15 protein-coding genes are annotated in these 18,242 nt (G+C 62.8%); 3 read left to right on the forward strand and 12 right to left on the reverse strand.

All coding sequences use genetic code 11. The features are described from left to right. Positions 1-160: 160 nt before the first annotated feature. Positions 161-1,498 carry an RsmB/NOP family class I SAM-dependent RNA methyltransferase gene (locus ACTHJ1_RS14070; protein ID WP_440193494.1) on the forward strand — a complete coding sequence of 446 codons (1,338 nt, stop codon included), beginning with the start codon at positions 161-163 and terminating at the stop codon, positions 1,496-1,498. On the opposite strand, the gene ACTHJ1_RS14075 is transcribed toward ACTHJ1_RS14070, so the two are convergent. After that, positions 1,431-1,910 carry a hypothetical protein gene (locus ACTHJ1_RS14075; RefSeq protein ID WP_440193400.1) on the reverse strand — a complete coding sequence of 160 codons (480 nt, stop codon included), beginning with the start codon at positions 1,908-1,910 and terminating at the stop codon, positions 1,431-1,433. The two genes, ACTHJ1_RS14070 and ACTHJ1_RS14075, sit on opposite strands and share 68 nt — an antisense overlap. Positions 1,911-2,040: 130 nt before the next feature. Between ACTHJ1_RS14075 and ACTHJ1_RS14080 the strand changes: the two genes are divergently transcribed. Beyond that, entirely contained in the window at positions 2,041-3,219 is a 1,179-nt protein-coding gene (locus tag ACTHJ1_RS14080) for a DesA family fatty acid desaturase (RefSeq protein ID WP_440193402.1), read from the forward strand. Between the two features lie 68 nt (positions 3,220-3,287). Continuing rightward, positions 3,288-5,600, forward strand: a complete 2,313-nt coding sequence (locus ACTHJ1_RS14085) for a UvrD-helicase domain-containing protein (RefSeq protein WP_440193404.1) — start codon at positions 3,288-3,290, stop codon at positions 5,598-5,600. A gap of 6 nt (positions 5,601-5,606) precedes the next feature. On the opposite strand, the gene ACTHJ1_RS14090 is transcribed toward ACTHJ1_RS14085, so the two are convergent. The 11 genes from ACTHJ1_RS14090 to dapE all read right to left on the reverse strand — a co-directional run bounded on the left by ACTHJ1_RS14090 (position 5,607) and on the right by dapE (position 18,161). Further along, positions 5,607-6,992 (reverse strand): TonB family protein, encoded by a 1,386-nt coding sequence (locus tag ACTHJ1_RS14090; protein WP_440193406.1) that lies wholly within the window; start codon positions 6,990-6,992, stop codon positions 5,607-5,609. A gap of 11 nt (positions 6,993-7,003) precedes the next feature. Continuing rightward, on the reverse strand, positions 7,004-8,725 hold the full coding sequence (locus ACTHJ1_RS14095; RefSeq protein ID WP_440193408.1) for a molecular chaperone HscC: 1,722 nt from the start codon (positions 8,723-8,725) through the stop codon (positions 7,004-7,006). A 154-nt stretch (positions 8,726-8,879) separates the two neighbouring features. Further along, positions 8,880-9,338 carry a GNAT family N-acetyltransferase gene (locus tag ACTHJ1_RS14100; RefSeq protein WP_440193410.1) on the reverse strand — a complete coding sequence of 153 codons (459 nt, stop codon included), beginning with the start codon at positions 9,336-9,338 and terminating at the stop codon, positions 8,880-8,882. A gap of 20 nt (positions 9,339-9,358) precedes the next feature. Continuing rightward, the gene (locus ACTHJ1_RS14105; protein WP_440193412.1) at positions 9,359-10,084 is read right to left on the reverse strand and encodes an ABC transporter ATP-binding protein; all 726 of its coding nucleotides are present in this window, start codon (positions 10,082-10,084) and stop codon (positions 9,359-9,361) included. After that, positions 10,071-10,829 (reverse strand): ABC transporter ATP-binding protein, encoded by a 759-nt coding sequence (locus tag ACTHJ1_RS14110; RefSeq protein ID WP_440193414.1) that lies wholly within the window; start codon positions 10,827-10,829, stop codon positions 10,071-10,073. Before ACTHJ1_RS14110 ends, ACTHJ1_RS14105 begins: the two co-directional genes overlap by 14 nt. Then, positions 10,826-11,764 (reverse strand): branched-chain amino acid ABC transporter permease, encoded by a 939-nt coding sequence (locus tag ACTHJ1_RS14115; RefSeq protein ID WP_440193416.1) that lies wholly within the window; start codon positions 11,762-11,764, stop codon positions 10,826-10,828. The genes ACTHJ1_RS14110 and ACTHJ1_RS14115 overlap by 4 nt, the downstream gene beginning before the upstream one ends. 8 nt (positions 11,765-11,772) lie before the next feature. After that, positions 11,773-12,645: a branched-chain amino acid ABC transporter permease gene (locus tag ACTHJ1_RS14120; protein ID WP_440193418.1), complete on the reverse strand. Its 873-nt coding sequence runs from the start codon at positions 12,643-12,645 to the stop codon at positions 11,773-11,775. A 75-nt stretch (positions 12,646-12,720) separates the two neighbouring features. After that, positions 12,721-13,980, reverse strand: a complete 1,260-nt coding sequence (locus ACTHJ1_RS14125; protein WP_440193420.1) for an ABC transporter substrate-binding protein — start codon at positions 13,978-13,980, stop codon at positions 12,721-12,723. A 205-nt stretch (positions 13,981-14,185) separates the two neighbouring features. Then, positions 14,186-16,126 carry an ABC-F family ATP-binding cassette domain-containing protein gene (locus ACTHJ1_RS14130; RefSeq protein ID WP_440193422.1) on the reverse strand — a complete coding sequence of 647 codons (1,941 nt, stop codon included), beginning with the start codon at positions 16,124-16,126 and terminating at the stop codon, positions 14,186-14,188. Continuing rightward, complete coding sequence (gene prmB, locus ACTHJ1_RS14135; protein ID WP_440193424.1) at positions 16,123-17,025, reverse strand: 50S ribosomal protein L3 N(5)-glutamine methyltransferase; 903 nt, start codon at positions 17,023-17,025, stop codon at positions 16,123-16,125. Before prmB ends, ACTHJ1_RS14130 begins: the two co-directional genes overlap by 4 nt. Before the next feature lie 2 nt (positions 17,026-17,027). After that, positions 17,028-18,161, reverse strand: coding sequence for a succinyl-diaminopimelate desuccinylase (gene dapE / locus ACTHJ1_RS14140; protein ID WP_440193426.1), 1,134 nt, complete (start codon positions 18,159-18,161; stop codon positions 17,028-17,030). Positions 18,162-18,242: the final 81 nt, after the last annotated feature.

Consider the following 18,242-nt stretch of genomic DNA (forward strand, 5'->3'; position numbering starts at 1 on the left):
TCGAGGTGGCGGGCGAGCCGCAACGACTTTTCATGCTGGAACATTCATGAGCAAACCTTCGCTACCCCGTGGCCGAGCCACGGGCGGCAATCGTCCCGCGCCGCGCGACGACCGTCCTCGCATGCCGCTGGCGGCCATGCGCATCGAGCAGGTCCAGCGCGTGCTGGGAGAAGTCCTGCAATGGGAGCAACCTGCCGATGCCGTCCTGTCGCTGTGGCTGCGAGCCAATCCCAAGCTGGGCGGCCGCGACCGCGGCGAGATATCCGAGGCGGTCTATGACGTGCTGCGGCACCTGCGCCGCTATCGCCGCCTTGCCGAGACTGGCGTGGGGCCCGCCGCGCGCCGTCTGGCGGTTCTGGGTCTGGCGGCCACGATCGGACGTGAGCGCCTGGCCGAGGCGCTGCAACCCGACGAGGACGACTGGCTTTCGCAGGCCGCGAAGATCGACCCCGCCACGTTATCGCGCGAAGTGCGCCACAGCATGCCGGATTGGCTGGCGCAGCGCCTGGGAAGCCTTGACGAGTCCGAGAGCCTGATGCAGGCCTTGAACCAGCCCGCACCGCTGGATCTGCGCGCCAATCCGCTCAAGGTCGAGCGCGATGCGCTGCTGGCCGTGCTGCGCGACGGCCCTGGCGCGCGCTACGCGCCCGAACCCATGCCCTATTCGCCCTGGGGCATCCGTGTGGCCGGGCATCCTCCGGTGAACCGCTGGCCGCAGTTCGAGAACGGCAGCCTGGAAGTGCAGGACGAGGGCAGTCAGTTGCTGTCGCTGCTGGTGGCGCCGCGCCGTGGCGAGATGATCATCGATTTCTGCGCCGGCGCTGGCGGCAAGACGCTGCTGTTGGGGGCGTTGATGCGCTCAACCGGTCGGCTTTATGCCTTCGACGTGTCGGCGGCCCGCTTGGCGCGCGCCAAGCCTCGCTTCGCGCGTAGCGGCCTGTCCAACGTCGTGCCGGTTGTCATCGAAGGCGAGAACGACACGCGCGTCAAGCGCCTGGCCGGCAAGGCTCAGCGCGTACTGGTCGACGCGCCTTGCAGCGGTATCGGCACGCTGCGCCGCAATCCCGACCTGAAGTGGCGCCAGCACCCCGAGGCGCTGTCCGAGCTGACTGAATTGCAGCACCGCATTCTCAAGAGCGCTGCGCGCTGCGTTGCGCCCGGCGGAAGGCTGGTGTACGCCACTTGCAGCCTGCTCGAAGAAGAGAACGCCAGTCAGGCGGAGCGTTTCCTGGCGGAACATCCGGACTTCGAGCGGCTGGACGCGGCGGCGCTGCTGGCCCAGCGCGTGCCGGACCTGGCGCTGAGCGGTCCCTACGTGCAGCTGCGTCCCGACCGGCATGGCACGGACGGCTTCTTCGCCGCCGTGTTCGAACGCAGGAAGGCCGTGGCCCGCGCCGCAGCGGCAACGCCGGACGAAAGCGCCGAGCCGCTCATGGATGAGCCGGCGGCGTCGACGGAGCCGGAATCGGCTGCGCCGGAAGAAGCGCCCCAGGGTTGATCTTCAGCCGAGCGCTGCCGTAGTCCATGCGCGGATATCGGCCATGGGGGCCCCAGCGTTGCTGAAAGGTGACGGACCAGGCCATATTGTCGAGTCCCGGTTTGTTGGCTGTATACAACACCTGGGAAATAGGCAGCGCCTTGGACCGCACTGCGCACTTGGGTGAGCTGGTGTTGACCACCCCCTCGGTGCGCGACACGGTAAGGGTGCCCAGCGCGGGTTTCTGGGTGATGGTGATGATGGGTGGACTCAAGGCGCTGCAGCCGGTGCCGCTGAGTTCGAAGTAATTGGCCAGGACGATCTGCTGGCCGGGTTGCAGCGGCGGCGGGGTCTGGCCCTCGGCCAGAGCCGGAGCGGCGCATGCCAGGGCGGCCATGGCCAGCACTGCGCGCCCGAAGCTCGATGTGCGCATCCTTAGTCCTTGATTTTGCATAGGAAGTATTTGAAATTTAGCTGTCAAAATCGGCCTTGGGTAGGCTAGAATCAGTAGAATCCCTTTCGGTACTTTACGTGTACCTCTACAGAGGCGGAACTACAGCTTTATGGAACTTATTTCTACTTTCCTTGCAGGCGGCCTGATGCAGGCGCATTGGTGGCAGGTCGTCATCTACACCTTGGTCATGACCCACGTCACCATCGTGGCCGTCACGGTCTTCTTGCACCGCAGTCAAGCCCACCGGGGCCTGGATCTGCATCCGGCGGTCATGCACTTCTTCCGCTTCTGGTTGTGGATGACGACCGGCATGGTCACCAAGGAATGGGTCGCCATTCACCGCAAGCATCACGCCAAGTGCGAAAAAGAGGGCGATCCGCATTCGCCCATGCTGTTCGGCATCTGGAAGGTGCTGTTCCGCGGCGCCGATCTCTACCGCGTCGAGGCGACCAACCAGGAAACCATGGCCAAATTCGGCCACGGCACGCCTAGCGACTGGCTGGAAGACAACCTCTATGCCAAGCACAGCCTGTGGGGTGTGCTCATCATGCTGGCTATCGACATCTCGCTGTTCGGCGCTATCGGCCTGACCGTGTGGGCCGTGCAAATGGCCTGGATTCCTTTCTGGGCGGCGGGCGTGGTCAACGGCATTGGCCACTACTGGGGTTACCGCAACTTCAACAGCCCGGACACCAGCACCAACGTGTTCCCATGGGGCTTCATCATCGGCGGCGAAGAGCTGCACAACAACCATCACGCACACGGCACCTCGGCCAAGTTCTCGACCAAGTGGTTCGAAATCGACGTGGGCTGGGGCTATATCAGCGTGCTGCGCGTGCTGGGCCTGGCAAAGATCAAGAAGGTGGCCCCCAAGCTCAAGCTCGACACCGGAGCCCGCGCCATCGATCTGAGCACATTGCAGGGCGTGATCACGCACCGCTACGAGGTCATGGCCCGCTACGCCGATGTCATCCGTCAGGCCGCTCGCGAAGAGCTTTCCAAGCTGCAGAGCCGTTCCGATCGCATCCGCCTGCGCCGCTCCCTGACCCGCAACGAGGAAGTGCTGCAGCCCGAGCAGATCGCCGAGGTCGACAGCGCCATCGCCCAGCATCCCATGCTGTCCACTCTGGTGCAGATGCGTCGCGAACTGGGCCGTCTCTGGGAAAGCTCCAGCGCCAGCAGCGAGCAATTGCTGGCCGATCTGCAGGCCTGGTGCCAGCGCGCTCAAAAGAGCGGCATCACCGGACTGGAGCAGTTCGCCATGCGTCTGCGCCGTTACGCGGCATAATCGCTGCACTGGCTCAAGGTTTTCGGCCCCCAGTTGGGGGCCGAATCGTTTTTGGGGACTTTTTCGTAGTGCTGGACAAACTCAATCCCGAACAGCGGGCCGCCGTCACGCTGGAAGCGCAACATGCGCTGGTGCTGGCCGGCGCCGGCAGCGGCAAGACGCGTGTGCTGACCACCCGCATGGCCTGGCTCATCCAGACCGGCCAGGCCAGCCCATACGGTCTGCTGGCCGTGACTTTCACCAACAAGGCCGCGCGAGAGATGCTCGCGCGCATGACGGCCGTCCTGCCCATTGATACGCGCGGCCTGTGGATAGGCACTTTCCACGGACTGTGCAACCGCATGCTGCGCGCGCACCACCGGGACGCCGGGCTGCCGCAGACTTTCCAGATCCTCGACACGGCCGACCAGTTGGCGGCGATCAAGCGTCTGCTCAAGGCGCATGGCGTGGACGACGAGAAATACCCGCCGCGCGACGTGCAACGCTTCATCAACAATGCCAAAGAGGGCGGCGAACGCCCCGGCCAGATGGAAGCCTGGGACGCCCACAGCCGTCGCCTGGTCGAGCTTTACCAGCTCTACGAAGAGCAGTGCCAGCGCGAAGGCGTGGTGGATTTCGCCGAGCTGCTGTTGCGCGCCTACGAGCTGCTTTCGCGCAACGCGCCGGTGCGCGAGCACTACCAGCGGCGCTTTCGCCACATCCTGGTCGACGAATTCCAGGACACCAACATCCTGCAGTACAAGTGGCTGCGGCTGTTGGCGGGGGGCGGGGCGCACATCTTCGCGGTGGGCGACGACGACCAGTCCATCTACGCTTTTCGCGGCGCGCACGTGGGCAATATGGCCGACTTCGAGCGCGACTACGCGCACGGCACGGTCATCCGCCTGGAGCAGAATTACCGTTCCTTCGGCCACATTCTGGATTCGGCCAACGCACTCATCGGCCATAACAGCGGCCGCCTGGGCAAGAACCTGTGGACCGACCAGGGCGAGGGCGAGCCGGTGCGCGTCATCGAGCAGCCGAATGACTCCATGGAGGCGCAGTGGCTGGTCGACGAAGTGCGCGCCCTGGTTGCCGAAGGGCGCGCGCGCCGCGAGATTGCCGTGCTCTACCGCAGCAATGCGCAGTCGCGCGTCCTGGAGCACAATCTTTTCTCTGCCGGGATTCCTTACAAGGTCTATGGCGGCCAACGCTTTTTCGAGCGGCAGGAGATCAAGCACGCGCTAGCCTATCTGCGCTTGATGGCCAACCCCAACGACGACACCTCGTGGATGCGGGTGGTCAACTTTCCCACACGCGGCATCGGCGCGCGCACGCTGGAGCAGTTGGCCGACGCCGCGCGCGCGCACGACACCAGCCTGCACGGTGCGGTGGCCATGGTGGCCGGCAAGGGCGGCTCCAACCTCGCGCAGTTCGCCCAGCTCATCGCCCGCCTGGCCCAGGAAACGCGCGAACTACCCCTGCCCGAACTGGTCGAGCATATGCTCGACGGCAGCGGCTTGATCGCGCACTACAAGACCGAGCGCGAAGGCGCCGAGCGGCTGGAGAACCTCAACGAACTCATCACCGCCGCGGCTGTGTTCGCCAATGAAGAGAACTACGACGGCCTGGCGGCCGGCATTGCGCCGCCCGCGAGCGGCGAAGCGGACGCAGCGGCAATCGACGCCGACGGCGTGGTCGCCGTGGGCCTGAGCCCGCTGGACGCCTTCCTGTCGCACGCCGCGCTCGAGGCCGGCGACAATCAGGCCGAGGCCGGGCAGGACGCCGTGCAGCTCATGACGGTGCATGCGGCCAAGGGCCTGGAGTTCGATGCGGTCTTCATCACCGGTCTGGAAGAAGGCCTGTTCCCGCACGAGAACAGCATCCTCGAACAAGCCGGCCTGGAAGAAGAGCGTCGCCTGATGTACGTGGCCATCACCCGGGCGCGCGAGCGGCTGTATCTGACCCTGGCGCAAAGCCGCATGCTGCACGGCCAGACGCGCTACGCCATGCGCTCACGCTTTCTCGATGAGATCCCCGAATCGCATCTGAAATGGATCACGCCCAAGGCGGGCCTCGCCCGCGGCGGATCGTGGGGCGATGATTTCAATGGCGGCCGCGGCAATACATCGCCGTCGGTCGGCGGTTGGCGTGGCGACGCGTTCGGCCGAACGCATGCCAGCAGTATCACGCCGCGCGCGCCGCGCGGCGTATCCAGCGGCGTGCAGGTGGGCGACATCCACTATCGCATCGGTCAGGGCGTGCGCCATGCGCGATTCGGCGACGGCACCATCATCGGCTTGAGCGGGGCAGGGCAGGATGCCCAGGCGCAGATCCAGTTCCGCGACGTGGGCGCCAAGACCCTGGCGCTGGGCATCGCCAAGCTGGAGATCATCGGCTGAAAATCTTCAAGGTTCGTCCGTGCGACCGAGCTTGAAGGTAAACGGCATGGTGGCCAGTACAACTTCCGACAGCTTTTCGTTTCCGGAAATCGTAGCGGATTGAATGGCATTCAAGGCTGCCCGATCGAGATCTGGAGAGCCCGAAGACCGCCGCACCCAGGCTTTGATTTCCTTGCTCCAGTCGATGAGCATTTCGATCTGTACTTCTCCTTGCCTGCCCTGGGCACGCGCCTGGGCCGGATAACCGGGATCTGGAATGTTCAGCAATATCTTGCGTAGCGGTCCATTGGGATTTTTCGGTAGCAGGGGAATCATGAATTGATGGGAAAGCTCGGTCGTACCCGACTGAGCACTGCTGACCACACGAGGAAGTGCAATCCGGATCTTGTACGCACCGGGCAGCGAATAAGAAGTGCTAGGCGTCGGCTGTCCTATCATCAACGGAGGGGGGGGCGCGGTCTTGCCGGTGTTCGCCGCTGTCGGCAAGAGCGCGCTCAGCAATTTCAGAATTGCTGAGATAAAGACGAAAGTTCCCCACCAACCGAAAATATTTTTTCTGCCGGATCCGGAATTTCGCTTGGCGGGCGTTAGGGTCATCAATGCCTGGCGCCAGTTCTCTTGAGTTCCCCGGGATACATGCAAGGTGAGCCAGGCTGGTTTGCTGAACAGATAAAGCAGCACGTCGGTGCGGACTTTTCGCAACTCCTTTTTGTCCGGCTGGGCAATGCTCCGCATTTTGCCGATGATGCGTTTGCATCCGCGGCGGTGCTCGTCACCCAGTCGGTCGACCGCGCCAGCTTCGGCCATGACTTGCTGCAACCAAGTCAGCTCGGGAGTGTAGTGTTCGGAAGGGGCGATGCGCCGCCAGTCGAAACGCTGCGAAGCGGCTTCGAACAACGCGATTTTGCCTTCGGGCCGCACGGCCAGAGCCGCCATGATCGCGGAAGAAAACACCGCACTAGCCTCCAGATGCTGTAGCTCGGGGTCCTCCAGGGCGGCGCGCCAACGCTGCGGCAGCTGCTCGTCCGAAGCTTCCATCAACTCGGCCACCCATCGATGGATGACTGCATGGCGCTGAGTGATGGCGTGGCGCAGTTCATCGGCGGCGGCTTGATGCAGCGCTGCTTCACGTTGTGCTTCGATCTGATTGAAATCGGCGAGTTCGGCAGTGGAGGAGGTGGTTTCGGTATTCGCAGGAACCGCTTGCTGGTTGGTAGGTTCGGGCGCGGCAGCGTGGCGCTCCGCCCATTTCATTGCCTGTTCATAGGCCGACCGTAATCGCTCAAAGGCTTCTCGTTGGACTTGCTGATCCAGTTGCTTGAGCGCCGTAGCGTAGGCTCGCCGTATGGCCTTGGTGTCCTGGGTCGGCGCGATGCCGAGCACGTCGAACATGTCGAGGTTCCTCAGCTTAGTTCACTATCGCTTTCGAATACTCCGGCCCGCTCGAAATAAGCAATGACCTGCAGCAGCCTTTCACGCGCCGCCTCGATTCGGCGTGGGTCCTGACCTGCCAATATCGTTTCAAATCCGCCGATTTCGTTTGCCATGTGCTGACGGCTCTGGCCGCGCAGGAACGTATGGATGCGGTCGGCTTGTGCAATGACGGTACGGTTTTCCAGCTGATCGCGAGGATGTATTTTCAGGCTGCTCAATTCCTGAAAGCGTTTTTCGACCTGCGCATCAGTCATCGAGGTTTCGCTATTTTGGATCACCAGACGGTAGAGTTGCTGGGTCTTGGCGCGCGTGATCTCGACTTCGAGCAAACCATTGACGTCGTAAGTGAAGCGCACTTCGATCTTGCCCTCGGCGCGTGAACCTCCTTCGAGCGGTACCGACAGTTTTCCAATCTCTATATTTTCTTGCGCCAGGCGTGATTCGCCTTGATATATCTTCAAAATCATGACTTTCTGACCGTCGTTCGTAGGCCAAAAGTCGTAGGCCCGGCTGACCGGAACCACGGTATTGCGCTCGATGATGGGAATGAACTGTCCGTCGATATTTTGTCCGTTGGGCAGGGTACGCGTGGCTCCCACGCCGAGCGAATAAGGGCACACGTCAGTCATGACGACTTCTCGCAGGCTCTCGTCGCGCGCTTTCAAACCGGCCATCACTGCGGCTCCCATGGCCACGACCTCGTCCGGATTGAACTGCGTAGTGGGAAAGCGGCCGAACATGCGAGTCACCAGATTTCGGATCATCGGCATGCGGGTGGCGCCGCCCGCCAGGACAATCTCCTGCATGTCGCTGGCATGCAGTCCCGCATCACGAAGCGCCCGTTCCAGCGGTGCTCGCAGGCGTGTCAAAAGCGGTTCGCACAACTGCTGGTAATGCTCTTCGGAGAGTTCCAGCGCGTAATTCTGGCCTTGCCAATGCACGGTCAGTTCGGTCCGGGGTTGCGTGGTCAGATTGCGCTTGGCGAGTTCAGCCCGAGCAGTCAGATGCTGCATGAACTGGATATCGCGCCTTGCTTTTTCCGGCAAGCCGCTGGACTGCATGAACCAATGCGCAATCTCGTTGGTGAAGTCTTCGCCGCCCAGAAAATTGTCGCCTGCGGTAGCACGCACTTCCATGACACCCTCGAAAAGCTCGAGAATCGATACATCGAAAGTACCGCCACCCAGATCGAATACGAGGAAACGGGATTCGCCGTCGCGCTGATGCAGCCCATAGGCCAGGGCGGCCGCAGTTGGTTCGTTGATCAGTCGTTCCACGTGCAGACCAGCGATCAAGGCTGCCTGTCGGGTGGCCTTGCGTTGGCCGTCCGAAAAATACGCAGGCACCGAGATCACCACTTCCGTAACCGGCTCGCCCATTGCGGCCTCGGCGTCTTCCTTGAGCGTGCGTAAGATCAAAGCCGACAAGTCTTCGGGGCGGAAAGTGCGCCGCCCCAGCTTGAACTCCCGGGCGCTACCCATGTTGCGCTTGAACAAAGCGGTGCTGCGATCGGGGTGGCTCTGCAGACGCTCCCTGGCGGCTTGGCCGACCAGCACGGTGTCGTCTTCGTCGAGACTGACGCAGGACGGCGTGAGGACGCTGCCCAGCGAGTTTGGAATCAATTGAGGGGCGCCGTCTTTCCAGCAGGCGATCAGGCTATGGGTCGTTCCCAAGTCTATACCGACAATCATGATGCCCGTTTCTGTTTCGAGGTTGAACCGGTTAGGTCAATGAAAGCAACCGCGATGTTACCCTGGACATCGTTAAAATCCAGATCACTTTTAGACAATTTGACTCAGTCCAACGAGGGCGCCGTAACCGCCATCATTCGGGCATCGCTGACCTTTATCGCGGCACGGCCTTGGCCATCTCCGTGGTGCCCGTCCAGCCCTCGTCCTGGTAGAGCGGCCGACCCTTGGCCGTTGCGTGCAGAATCGCGTATCCGACGCCGCGGCGAGCGAACTCCGCTTCCGCCAGACGCATCAGTTCGCGGGCCAGCCCGCGATTGCGGTACGCAGGCTCGACGAACACATTGAGCACATAGCCGCGTTTGTCCTGGGTCGGGTGCGAGGGGTGCGGCGGCCAGTCGATCAGCATCAGGCCGATTCCCGCCACGGGCACGCCGCCGTCGACCATCGCATAGCCGAAGTACGAGCCGTCCAGCAAGCGCGGTTTGACCCAGACACGAAAATGCTCGGTCATGGGCCGCAGCACGTCATCGCCTCTGCCCGAGTCGCGAAACATCTCTTCGCGATGGCGGCAGATGAGCTCTAGATCGTCTATATCGAGTGTGCGGATATCCACGGCAGTTGATTCTCGGGACGTCAGTCGTCAGGGAATTCCCATTTCTGCGCGCTGGCGCCGGCCAGTTCCTGCACGCGTTTTTCGTCCTTGCCGAATTCTGCCGCGGCGCCGCTATAGGTGATGGAACCGCGGTCCAGCACGTAGGCGCGGTCGGCCACCCGAATCGCGGCGCGCACGTTTTGTTCGATCAGGAGTACGGCAGTGCCCTCGTTGCGCGCGGCGACGATGATGTCGAAGACATTCTGCACGATGATCGGAGCCAAACCCTGTGAAGGTTCATCGAGCATGAGCAGCTTGGGGTTGAGCAGCAGGACGCGGGCGATGGACAACATTTCCTGTTCGCCGCCGGACAACTGCCCGCCCTTGTTTCCTTTGCGTTCGGCCAGGCGTGGAAAGGCCTCGTAGATGCGGGCGATGTTCCACGGTCCAGGACGATCCACCGGTACTTTGAGGTTCTCTTCGACCGTCAGGTTGGAAAAGACGCGGCGCCCTTCGGGCACAAAGCCCACCCCCAGCCCGGCGATGCGAAACGGAGGAAGGTGCGTGGAGTCGGTGCCGAATATTTTCACGTGGCCCGCGCGGGCAGGGGTCAGTCCCATGATGCTGCGCAGGGTGGTGGATTTGCCCGCGCCGTTACGGCCCAGCAGCGTTACCAGTTCTCCTTCGTTGACCTCCAGATCGATTCCGTGAAGGATGTGGCTCTTGCCGTAGTAAGTGTTGAGTTGATGTATCTCAAGCGCCTTCATGCGCTTCCCCCAGATAGGCGACTTGTACTTTTTCGCTGGCGGCGATTTCGTCGGGTGTTCCGCGTTCCAGAACTTCTCCTTCTGTCAACACAGTGATGCGGTCGGCCAGGTTGAAAATGACGCGCATGTCGTGTTCGACCAGAACGATGGTCAGCTTTTGCGTGCGGTGCAGCCTGCGTATCAGGAGCGCGGTCTCGTATGTCTCCTGCGTGCCCATGCCCGCCGCAGGTTCGTCCAGCAGCAGCAATTTAGGTTTCAGGGCCAGTGCCATCATGATTTCGGTGGAACGCTGGTCACCATGCGACAGCTCGCCCACGTGACGATTGGCCTTTTCGGCCAAGTGTCCCATATCGAGCAATTCGTCGACGCGCTCTTCGGTCTCGCGCGCCGTTTGCCTTGAGCGGAACAGCTTCAGCCTGAGGCCCTGTGTCACTTCGACGGCGATCCGCAGGTTTTCACGCACGGTCAGCTCGCGAAATACTTCCGTGATCTGAAAGGTGCGCGCCATGCCCATGGCGACGCGATCTTGCGGCGGCACGTCCGTCACGTCGGTGCCATCGAACACGATACGACCTTTGGTCGGTCGATAAAACCCGCTGATCATGTTGAAAAACGTCGTCTTGCCTGCGCCGTTCGGGCCGATGATCGCATGCAGCTCGCCGGGCTCGACAGTGAGCGAGACGTCGTTGACCGCCACGAGCTGGCCGAAATGCTGGGACACGTTATGGATCTGCAGAAGGCTCATGATGCCCTCCGTTGAAACAGCCCGGCGATGCCGCGCGGCAGCAGCAGCACGACCACCACGAAAATCAGGCCGACGAAGAACATCCAGTCTTCAGTGATGCCCGAGAGGTAGTCCTGCGCCACGACAAAAATGGCAGCGCCCAGTAGCGGCCCCCAGAAGGAGCGCATACCGCCGATGACCGCCATGAGCACGAAGTCGCCCGATTGCGTCCAGTCCAGATCGTGGGGACTGGCAAAGTTGTTGAGCAGGGCGTAGAGCGAGCCCGCTATCGAGACGAAGAAGCAGGAGATGGTGTAGGCGATCCAGATGTGGCGGTTGACCGGTATGCCCAGGAACTGCGCCCGGCGTTCGTTTTCACGGATGGCTTGCATCGTATGCCCGAATGGCGAACGCAGGATTCCGGCCATCGCCCAGGCGCAGACCGCGAGCACGGCAAGCACGATGTAGTAGAAGGCGAGGCTGGTCGTGATGTCGAGCTTCATGAACCCGAGGTCGATGGGCAGGCGTTGGAATCCTCGCAGGCCGTTATCACCGCCCGTGACCGCGTTCCAGCGAAAGGCGATGAAGTAGAACACCTGGCCAAACGCGATCGTCGCCAGCGAGAAGTAAATGCCGCGCAGTCGCACGATCAGGTAACCGATCAACATGCCTCCCAAAGTGCCGACCAGCGTCCCGATCACTAACGCCGCAGGCGTGCTGGGCATGAAGTACTTCAGGGTCAGTCCCGTGGCGTACGCGCCCAAGCCGAAGTAGGCGGCGTGGCCGAACGAATTGACCCCGCTATGGCCAACCAGAAGGTTGGTTGCCATCGCCGCCAGGCCGATGACCAGCAGACGCGTGGCAAGGTCTGTGTAGCCCCCAAGCGGGGTGATCCAGTAGGGCATGGTCAACAAGATGAGCCAAAGTACCCATTGCGTGTTTTTTTGTATGTTCATGCGGTGATTCACAGTTTCGTTCCGCCTTTTTCGCCAAACAGACCGTACGGCCGAAAGAGCAGCACGATCGCCATGATCACGTAGATGGAGGCCTCGGAGGCGGAGGGATAGAACACGGTAACCAGACCCGCTGCCACGCCGATCAGCAAGCCGCCGAAGAGCGTACCGACCAGGCTGCCCAGACCGCCCACGATGACCGACACGAAACTGGGCATGATCAGTCCCTCGCCGATAGTGGGTGTGAGCCCAAGCATTCCCGCGGCGAGCACGCCGGCCAGGCCTGCGAAGAAGATGCCCAGGCCGAAGTTGAGGTTGCGCAGGATGCGCACATCGACACCCAGTGCGGAGACCATTTCGAGATCGAGCGTGCCGGCACGGATGCGCATGCCCAACCGGGTTTTTTTCAGGACATAGAACAGCACCGCCACGGCCACGGCGACCAAGGCCACCATAAAGACCCGGTAGCCCGTCAGGAAGAACAGCGTCGGGCTGAGCGAGGTGTTCAAAATGGCGGGCGTCGTAAGCGGCAAGCCCTGGGCGCCCCAGATGAAGCGCACCGAGTCCTGCAGCACGAAGGCCAGGCCGAAGGTGAGCAGCAGGCTGTACAAAGGGTCGCGGTTGTACATGGGCCTGATGAGCACGCGTTCGACAACCAGGCCCACGATCGCTGCGAGAAAGGGCGAGACGATCAGCGCACCCCAGAACCCCAGATATGGGTCCAGGGTGTAGGCAAAATAGGCGCCCAGGGCGAGAAAACCGCCGTGGGCGAAGTTGATGACGTTAGTAAGGTTGATGATCAGGGACAGGCCCAAGGCCATGAGCGCATAGAACGCGCCGATGACCAGTCCGTTGAATATGTTGAAAAGCACCAACTGGGTCACGCCATTCCTCCATTTAAACGGGATCGGGCCATCCGCGAGTACGCGGATGGCCCGGCTTGCGGGCAGCGACGGCCGTCAGGAAGGCCAGACCATCTTGCACCCCGTCTCGGCGACGGAAGGCGCGATGGTATTGCTGTCGATGGTGACGTCTATGTGGAACAGGTCGTCGGGTGCGGTGCCCTGGGCCTGCGCATGACCGGCCCACAGCGTTCCGATGAGCCCATGCTGATTGGCCCGGTATGCGACCGAACCCGGCTGCAAGGCAACTTCGGGCGGCAGCACCAGTCCGTCGAGCGCACGGGCCATTTTTACCGGATCAAGCGACTTTGCCTTGTTGGCGGCCAGCGCGCAGGCCTGGATCGACGTGTGTCCAAACCAGGTGCGCGCGGTCGGCACGCGGCCCGTTTTTTTCTTGATGGCGTCGACGAATTCTTGAACATGCGCCACGCCGGGCTGGTTCCAGTACCACTCGATCACCCAGTTGCCGATGCGAGCTTCGGGCGGCAGCGCTTCGAGCGTCTCGAGCTCGATATTTGCGCCGGCGATGTGGAAGCGCTTGTCCAGGCCGAACTGCACGGTCTGCTTGAGCACGTTGGTCTGGTCGTCGCCATTTTGCAGAATGACGATTACATCCGGGCTGGCCGCCTGCGCTTTGATGAGGTAGGAAGAATAGTCGCTGGTGCCCAGCGGGATCAGGTCGGCCCCGACGTTGGTCGCTCCGAGCTTTTTCAGGTTGACGTTGTAGGCATCCAGCAGGCCGTGGCCGAATGCATAGTCGGGAACCAGGAAGTAGAACTTCTTGCCGAAGCGCTTGACGAGCGACGGCGCGATCGCGTTGACCAGAAGGGTGGTGGAGGGGCAGGTCTGGAAGACGTCCCAATGGCATTCCGTGCCGGTGATAGGGTCGGCGTGGCCGCCCGGGTCCATCAGGAACACGCCTTTTGCGTAAGCCACCTGGGAGATGGCTTCGGTCAGCCCCGAGTTGACGTTGCCGATGAGGAAGTCGACCTTGTCTCGCTCGATGAGTTTGTGCGCTTTCTGCACCGCCACACCGGCATCGCCGCTGGTCGAATCTTCGACGATCAGCTTGGCTTGGCGCCCCAGAATCCCGCCCTTGGCATTGATCGTCTCGATGGCCAACTCCATGCCATGCAATTCGTTCCTGCCGGTGATCGCGTAAGTTCCCGTGAGCGGGTTGTCTACGCCGAATTTCACGGGTTGCTCGCCAGCCGCCAGAACGATGCGCGGCGACACGATTGCCGCAGCCCCCGTCGTCGCAGCCATTTTCAGGATGGTGCGGCGGCTGATTCCCTTCGAACTGCCTTTGTCGTCCATTTAGAAGCTCCTCCGTTGTGTGACACGCCGGTGTGCGCCGTGTCCGTCAGTGCTTGCTGAACAGATCTTTACAGCGCGCTACCCAAAAAGAAAACCGATGTTCATGTTTGAAATCTTCGAGCTAAATTGCGCCGAACACTACGGAATGTCAACCCGAGAAAGGGGGAACTTGCGCCTGGATTGCGCAATCTGCTGGTAACAGTGGTCATACCAGTGCTTCGAGCTCTTCCTGAAGCGCGAGCCACTGCTCGTCCAGCTCGGCGGCGCGCTTGCTCAGCTCCCCGTGCTCGGTCATGACCTGCTTGCGCTCGTTGCGACGCGACTCGTCCGCATAAAAGTCTGGGTCTGCGATAAGCGCGTCCAGCGCAGCCAGCCGCGAACGGGTTTTCTCCATGTCGGCTTCGATCTGCGTCAAGCGCTTTTCCAGCGGCTTGCGCAAAGCAGCCAGGCGCTGACGCTCGTGGGCCTCCTGACGCTTCTGCGTCCTGCGGTCGGCCGCAAGGGCATTGCCGGGTTCCGATGCGCCAGAGGCCGTGGCCTTGGCCGCCGCGGTCTCGATGCGTTCGGCCGTTTTCTGCGCCGCATTTCGCACGGCCAGCCACTCGCGGTAGTCCTCCAGGTCGCCTTCGAACTCCTGCACTCGGCCGTCCGCCACGATCCAGAAGCTGTCGACCGTCGTGCGCAGCAGATGCCGGTCGTGCGAGACCAGCAGCATGCTGCCGGAAAACTCTGCCAGCGCAGCGGCCAGGGCCTCGCGGGTTTCCACGTCCAGATGGTTGCTGGGTTCGTCCAGCAGCAGCAGATTGGGTTTTTGCCAGACGATGAGCGAGAGGGCCAGCCGGGCCTTCTCGCCGCCCGACATGGGGCCGACTCGGCTCAATACTGTCTCCCCCGAGAAGCCGAAGCCGCCCAGGTAGTTGCGCAGCTCTTGTTCGCGCGCATCGGGCGCCAGGCGCGCCAGATGCTGCAGAGGCGTGCTATCCAGATCCAGCATGTCGAGTTGATGCTGATGGAAGTAGCCGATGGCCAGCCCGCGCGAGGCGCGGCGTTCGCCGCCCAGCGGCGCGAGCTCTTCGGCCAGGGTCTTGATCAGCGTGCTCTTGCCCGCGCCGTTCACCCCCAGGACACCCACGCGGCCGCCGCCTCGAACCATCAGCGTCACGTCACGCAGAATCGGCGCGTCATAGCCTGCGTCCATGTGCTCCATTACCAGCAAGGGGTCCGGCATGTGCTCGGGCGAGGGGATGCGGATGTCAATGCCGGCTTCAGCATGCAGCGGGGCCAAGGTCTGCATGCGGGCCAAGGCCTTCACGCGGCTTTGCGCCTGCTTGGCTTTTGAGGCCTTGGCCTTGAATCGATCGATGAAGCCTTGCAGCCGCGCGGTTTCGCGAGCCTGGCGTTCGTGCGCGATACTGACCTGGCGCAGTCGCTCGGCGCGCTGTGTGATGAAGTCGTCGTAGCCGCCCTTGTAGCGATTGAGCTTGCCGTGGTCGAAGTGCAGGATGGCGCGCGCCACCGCGTCCAGGAACTCCGTATCGTGCGAGATCAGCAGCACCGTGCCAGGGTAGGCGGCCAACCACCTTTCCAGCCAGAGCATGGCGTCCAGGTCCAGGTGGTTGGTCGGCTCGTCCAGCAGCAGGAGGTCGGACGGCGCCATCAACGCGCGCGCCAGGGCCAGGCGCATGCGCCAGCCGCCCGAGAAACTCGTCACCGGGTTCATCCATTCGCCGGGCCTGAAGCCCAGGCCGGCCAACAGCTGCTCGGCGCGCGATGCCGCATCCCAGGCCCCTGCGTCTGCCAGCTCGGCTTCCAGTTCGGCGATCTGCGTGCCCTGGTCATCGGCAAGCGCCGCGCGCCGCGCTTGCAAGCCGCGCAGCCGGGTGTCGCCGTCGATGACGAATTCCCGGGCGGGGCGGTCGTCCGCGGCGATTTCCTGTTCCACGCTTGCGATGCGCCAGCCCGAGGGCAGGTCGAGCGAGCCGGCGTCGGCATCGAGTTCGCCCTGCAGCAGCGCGAACAGCGTGGATTTACCCGCGCCGTTCTTGCCCACGATGCCGACGCGTTCGCCGGGATGCACCACGAAGTCGGCGCCGTCGAGCAGCACCTTGATGCCGCGGCGCAGTGTCAATCCTGATGCGCGTATCACGAGGCTAACTGCTCACGCGTAAGCAGCAGGATCTGGTCGGACGTATTCGCGGTCTCCAGCCATATGGGTTCGAGATGCGGGAAGGCTGCGACAAAGTTGTCGTACTCATGGCCGATCTCGAGCACCAGCACGCCATGCGGAGCGAGGTAGCGCGGCGCCGCGTCGAGAATGCGGCGCACGAGATCCATGCCGTCTTTTCCGCCGCCCAGCGCCATCTCGGGCTCGTGGCGGTACTCGGGCGGAAGAGCGTCCATGGAGGCCTGATTCACGTACGGCGGGTTGCAGACGATCACGTCGTAGGCCCTTGAGGGCAGCGCGTCGAACAGATTGCCTCGATGCAAAGTCAGCTGGTCCTGCAGGTCATAGTCGTTCACGTTGCGCCGAGCGACCTCCAGTGCATCGGATGACAGATCGACCGCGTCGACATAAGCGTTGGGAAAAGCCAGCGCGGCAAGAATGGCCAGGCATCCCGAGCCGGTGCACATGTCGAGCACGTATTCGACGCTGTCGGGATCCGACACCCAGGGCGAGAGGCCTTCATCGAGCAGTTCCGCAATGGGCGAACGCGGCACGATGACGCGTTCGTCTACGTAGAAGCGATGTCCGCGCAGCCAGGCCTCGCGGGTGAGATAGGCTGCCGGCACCCGTGCTTCCACGCGCCGGTCGATGAGATCGAGCACTGCGGCGCGCTCGCTGTCGAGCACGCGGGCGTCGAGAAAAGGATCTAGGGTGTCCAGCGGTAGATGCAGAGCGTGCAACACCAGGTATACCGCCTCGTCCCAGGCATTGTCCGAGCCGTGGCCCAGGGCCGCCTGCGCGGCATTCAGGCGCGACACACCGTAGCGAGTCAGATCGCGCACTGTGAGCAGCGCATTGCGGCTTTCTTCTGTGGAAACCACGTCTATCCTTTCAGCAGCAGGTTTTCTAGGGTGCGGCGATAGATATTCTTTAGCGGCACCAGGTCGGCGAGCAGAATGCGCTCGTTGATTTTGTGGATGGTGGCGTTGCCGGGACCGAACTCGATCACCTGCGGGCATATCTTGGCGATGAAGCGCCCGTCGGATGTGCCGCCTGTGGTCGAGAGTTGAGTCGTCACGCCGGTTTCGTCGGCGATCGCGCGCGTCAGGGCATCGGTCAGCGACCCGCGCGGTGTGAGGAAAGGCTCGCCGCCCAGCTCCCAGCCCAGCTCGTATTCCAGATTATGCCTGTCCAGTATGGCCTGCACGCGGGCCTTCAGGCCCGCAGGCGTGCTGGCCGTGGAAAAGCGGAAATTGAAAAGTGCCACCGCTTCGCCCGGCACCACGTTGGTGGCGCCTGTGCCCGAGTTCAGGTTGGAAATCTGGAAGGTCGTGGGCGGAAAGTATTCGTTGCCCTGGTCCCATTCCTGAGCGACCAGTTCGGTCAGGGCCGGGGCCAGCAAATGGATGGGGTTGCGCGCCAGATGCGGGTAGGCCACGTGGCCTTGCACGCCTTTGACGGTGAGACGGCCCGACAGCGAGCCGCGGCGGCCGTTCTTGCAGATGTCGCCCAGACATTCGCCCGACGTCGGTTCGCCCACGATGCAATAGTCCAGCTGCACCCCGCGGCGCTGGAGTTCATCGCAGACGATCACGGTGCCGTCCACCGCCGGGCCTTCTTCGTCGGAAGTCAACAGCAGGGCGATGGATCCTTCATGCACGGGATAGGCTGCCGTGAATTCCTCGCAGGCCACGATGAATGCGGCGATGGAACTCTTCATATCGGCTGCGCCGCGGCCGTACAGGTAGCCGTCTCGCTCGGTGGGCACGAACGGATCGCTTTCCCACTTCTCGCGCGGACCGGGTGGCACGACATCGGTGTGCCCGGCGAATACTATCAGCGGGCCGCTGTCGCCGCGTCGCGCCCAGAGATTGGTGACCCCGCCGCGAGCGATGGTCTCGCATTGAAAGCCCACCGGGGTCAGGCGCTGGGCGATCAACTGCTGGCAGTCGAGGTCGTCCGGCGTGACCGAGGGACGGGCGATGAGATCGCGGACCAGCTCGAGTACGTCAGTCATCGGTGGTTCCCGAGCGAGCTGCCGGGCCGCCCCCGAGGCGAGCGATGCGGGTATCCCCGCACGGGACCGGCGAATACGCAG

The sequence above is a fragment of the Bordetella sp. genome (assembly GCF_051960075.1).
In the GTDB taxonomy this organism is placed as follows: Bacteria; Pseudomonadota; Gammaproteobacteria; order Burkholderiales; family Burkholderiaceae_B; genus Bordetella.

Excerpts from the sequence above, each read along its gene's own strand:
- dapE (WP_440193426.1), bottom strand. The coding sequence starts at position 18,161 with ATGACTGACGTACTCGAGCTGGTCCGCGATCTCATCGCCCGTCCCTCG.
- ACTHJ1_RS14125 (WP_440193420.1), bottom strand. The coding sequence starts at position 13,980 with ATGGACGACAAAGGCAGTTCGAAGGGAATCAGCCGCCGCACCATCCTG.
- ACTHJ1_RS14105 (WP_440193412.1), bottom strand. The coding sequence starts at position 10,084 with ATGAAGGCGCTTGAGATACATCAACTCAACACTTACTACGGCAAGAGC.
- ACTHJ1_RS14090 (WP_440193406.1), bottom strand. The coding sequence starts at position 6,992 with ATGTTCGACGTGCTCGGCATCGCGCCGACCCAGGACACCAAGGCCATA.
- ACTHJ1_RS14110 (WP_440193414.1), bottom strand. The coding sequence starts at position 10,829 with ATGAGCCTTCTGCAGATCCATAACGTGTCCCAGCATTTCGGCCAGCTC.
- ACTHJ1_RS14095 (WP_440193408.1), bottom strand. The coding sequence starts at position 8,725 with ATGATTGTCGGTATAGACTTGGGAACGACCCATAGCCTGATCGCCTGC.
- ACTHJ1_RS14115 (WP_440193416.1), bottom strand. The coding sequence starts at position 11,764 with ATGAACATACAAAAAAACACGCAATGGGTACTTTGGCTCATCTTGTTG.
- ACTHJ1_RS14075 (WP_440193400.1), bottom strand. The coding sequence starts at position 1,910 with ATGCGCACATCGAGCTTCGGGCGCGCAGTGCTGGCCATGGCCGCCCTG.
- ACTHJ1_RS14080 (WP_440193402.1), top strand. The coding sequence starts at position 2,041 with ATGGAACTTATTTCTACTTTCCTTGCAGGCGGCCTGATGCAGGCGCAT.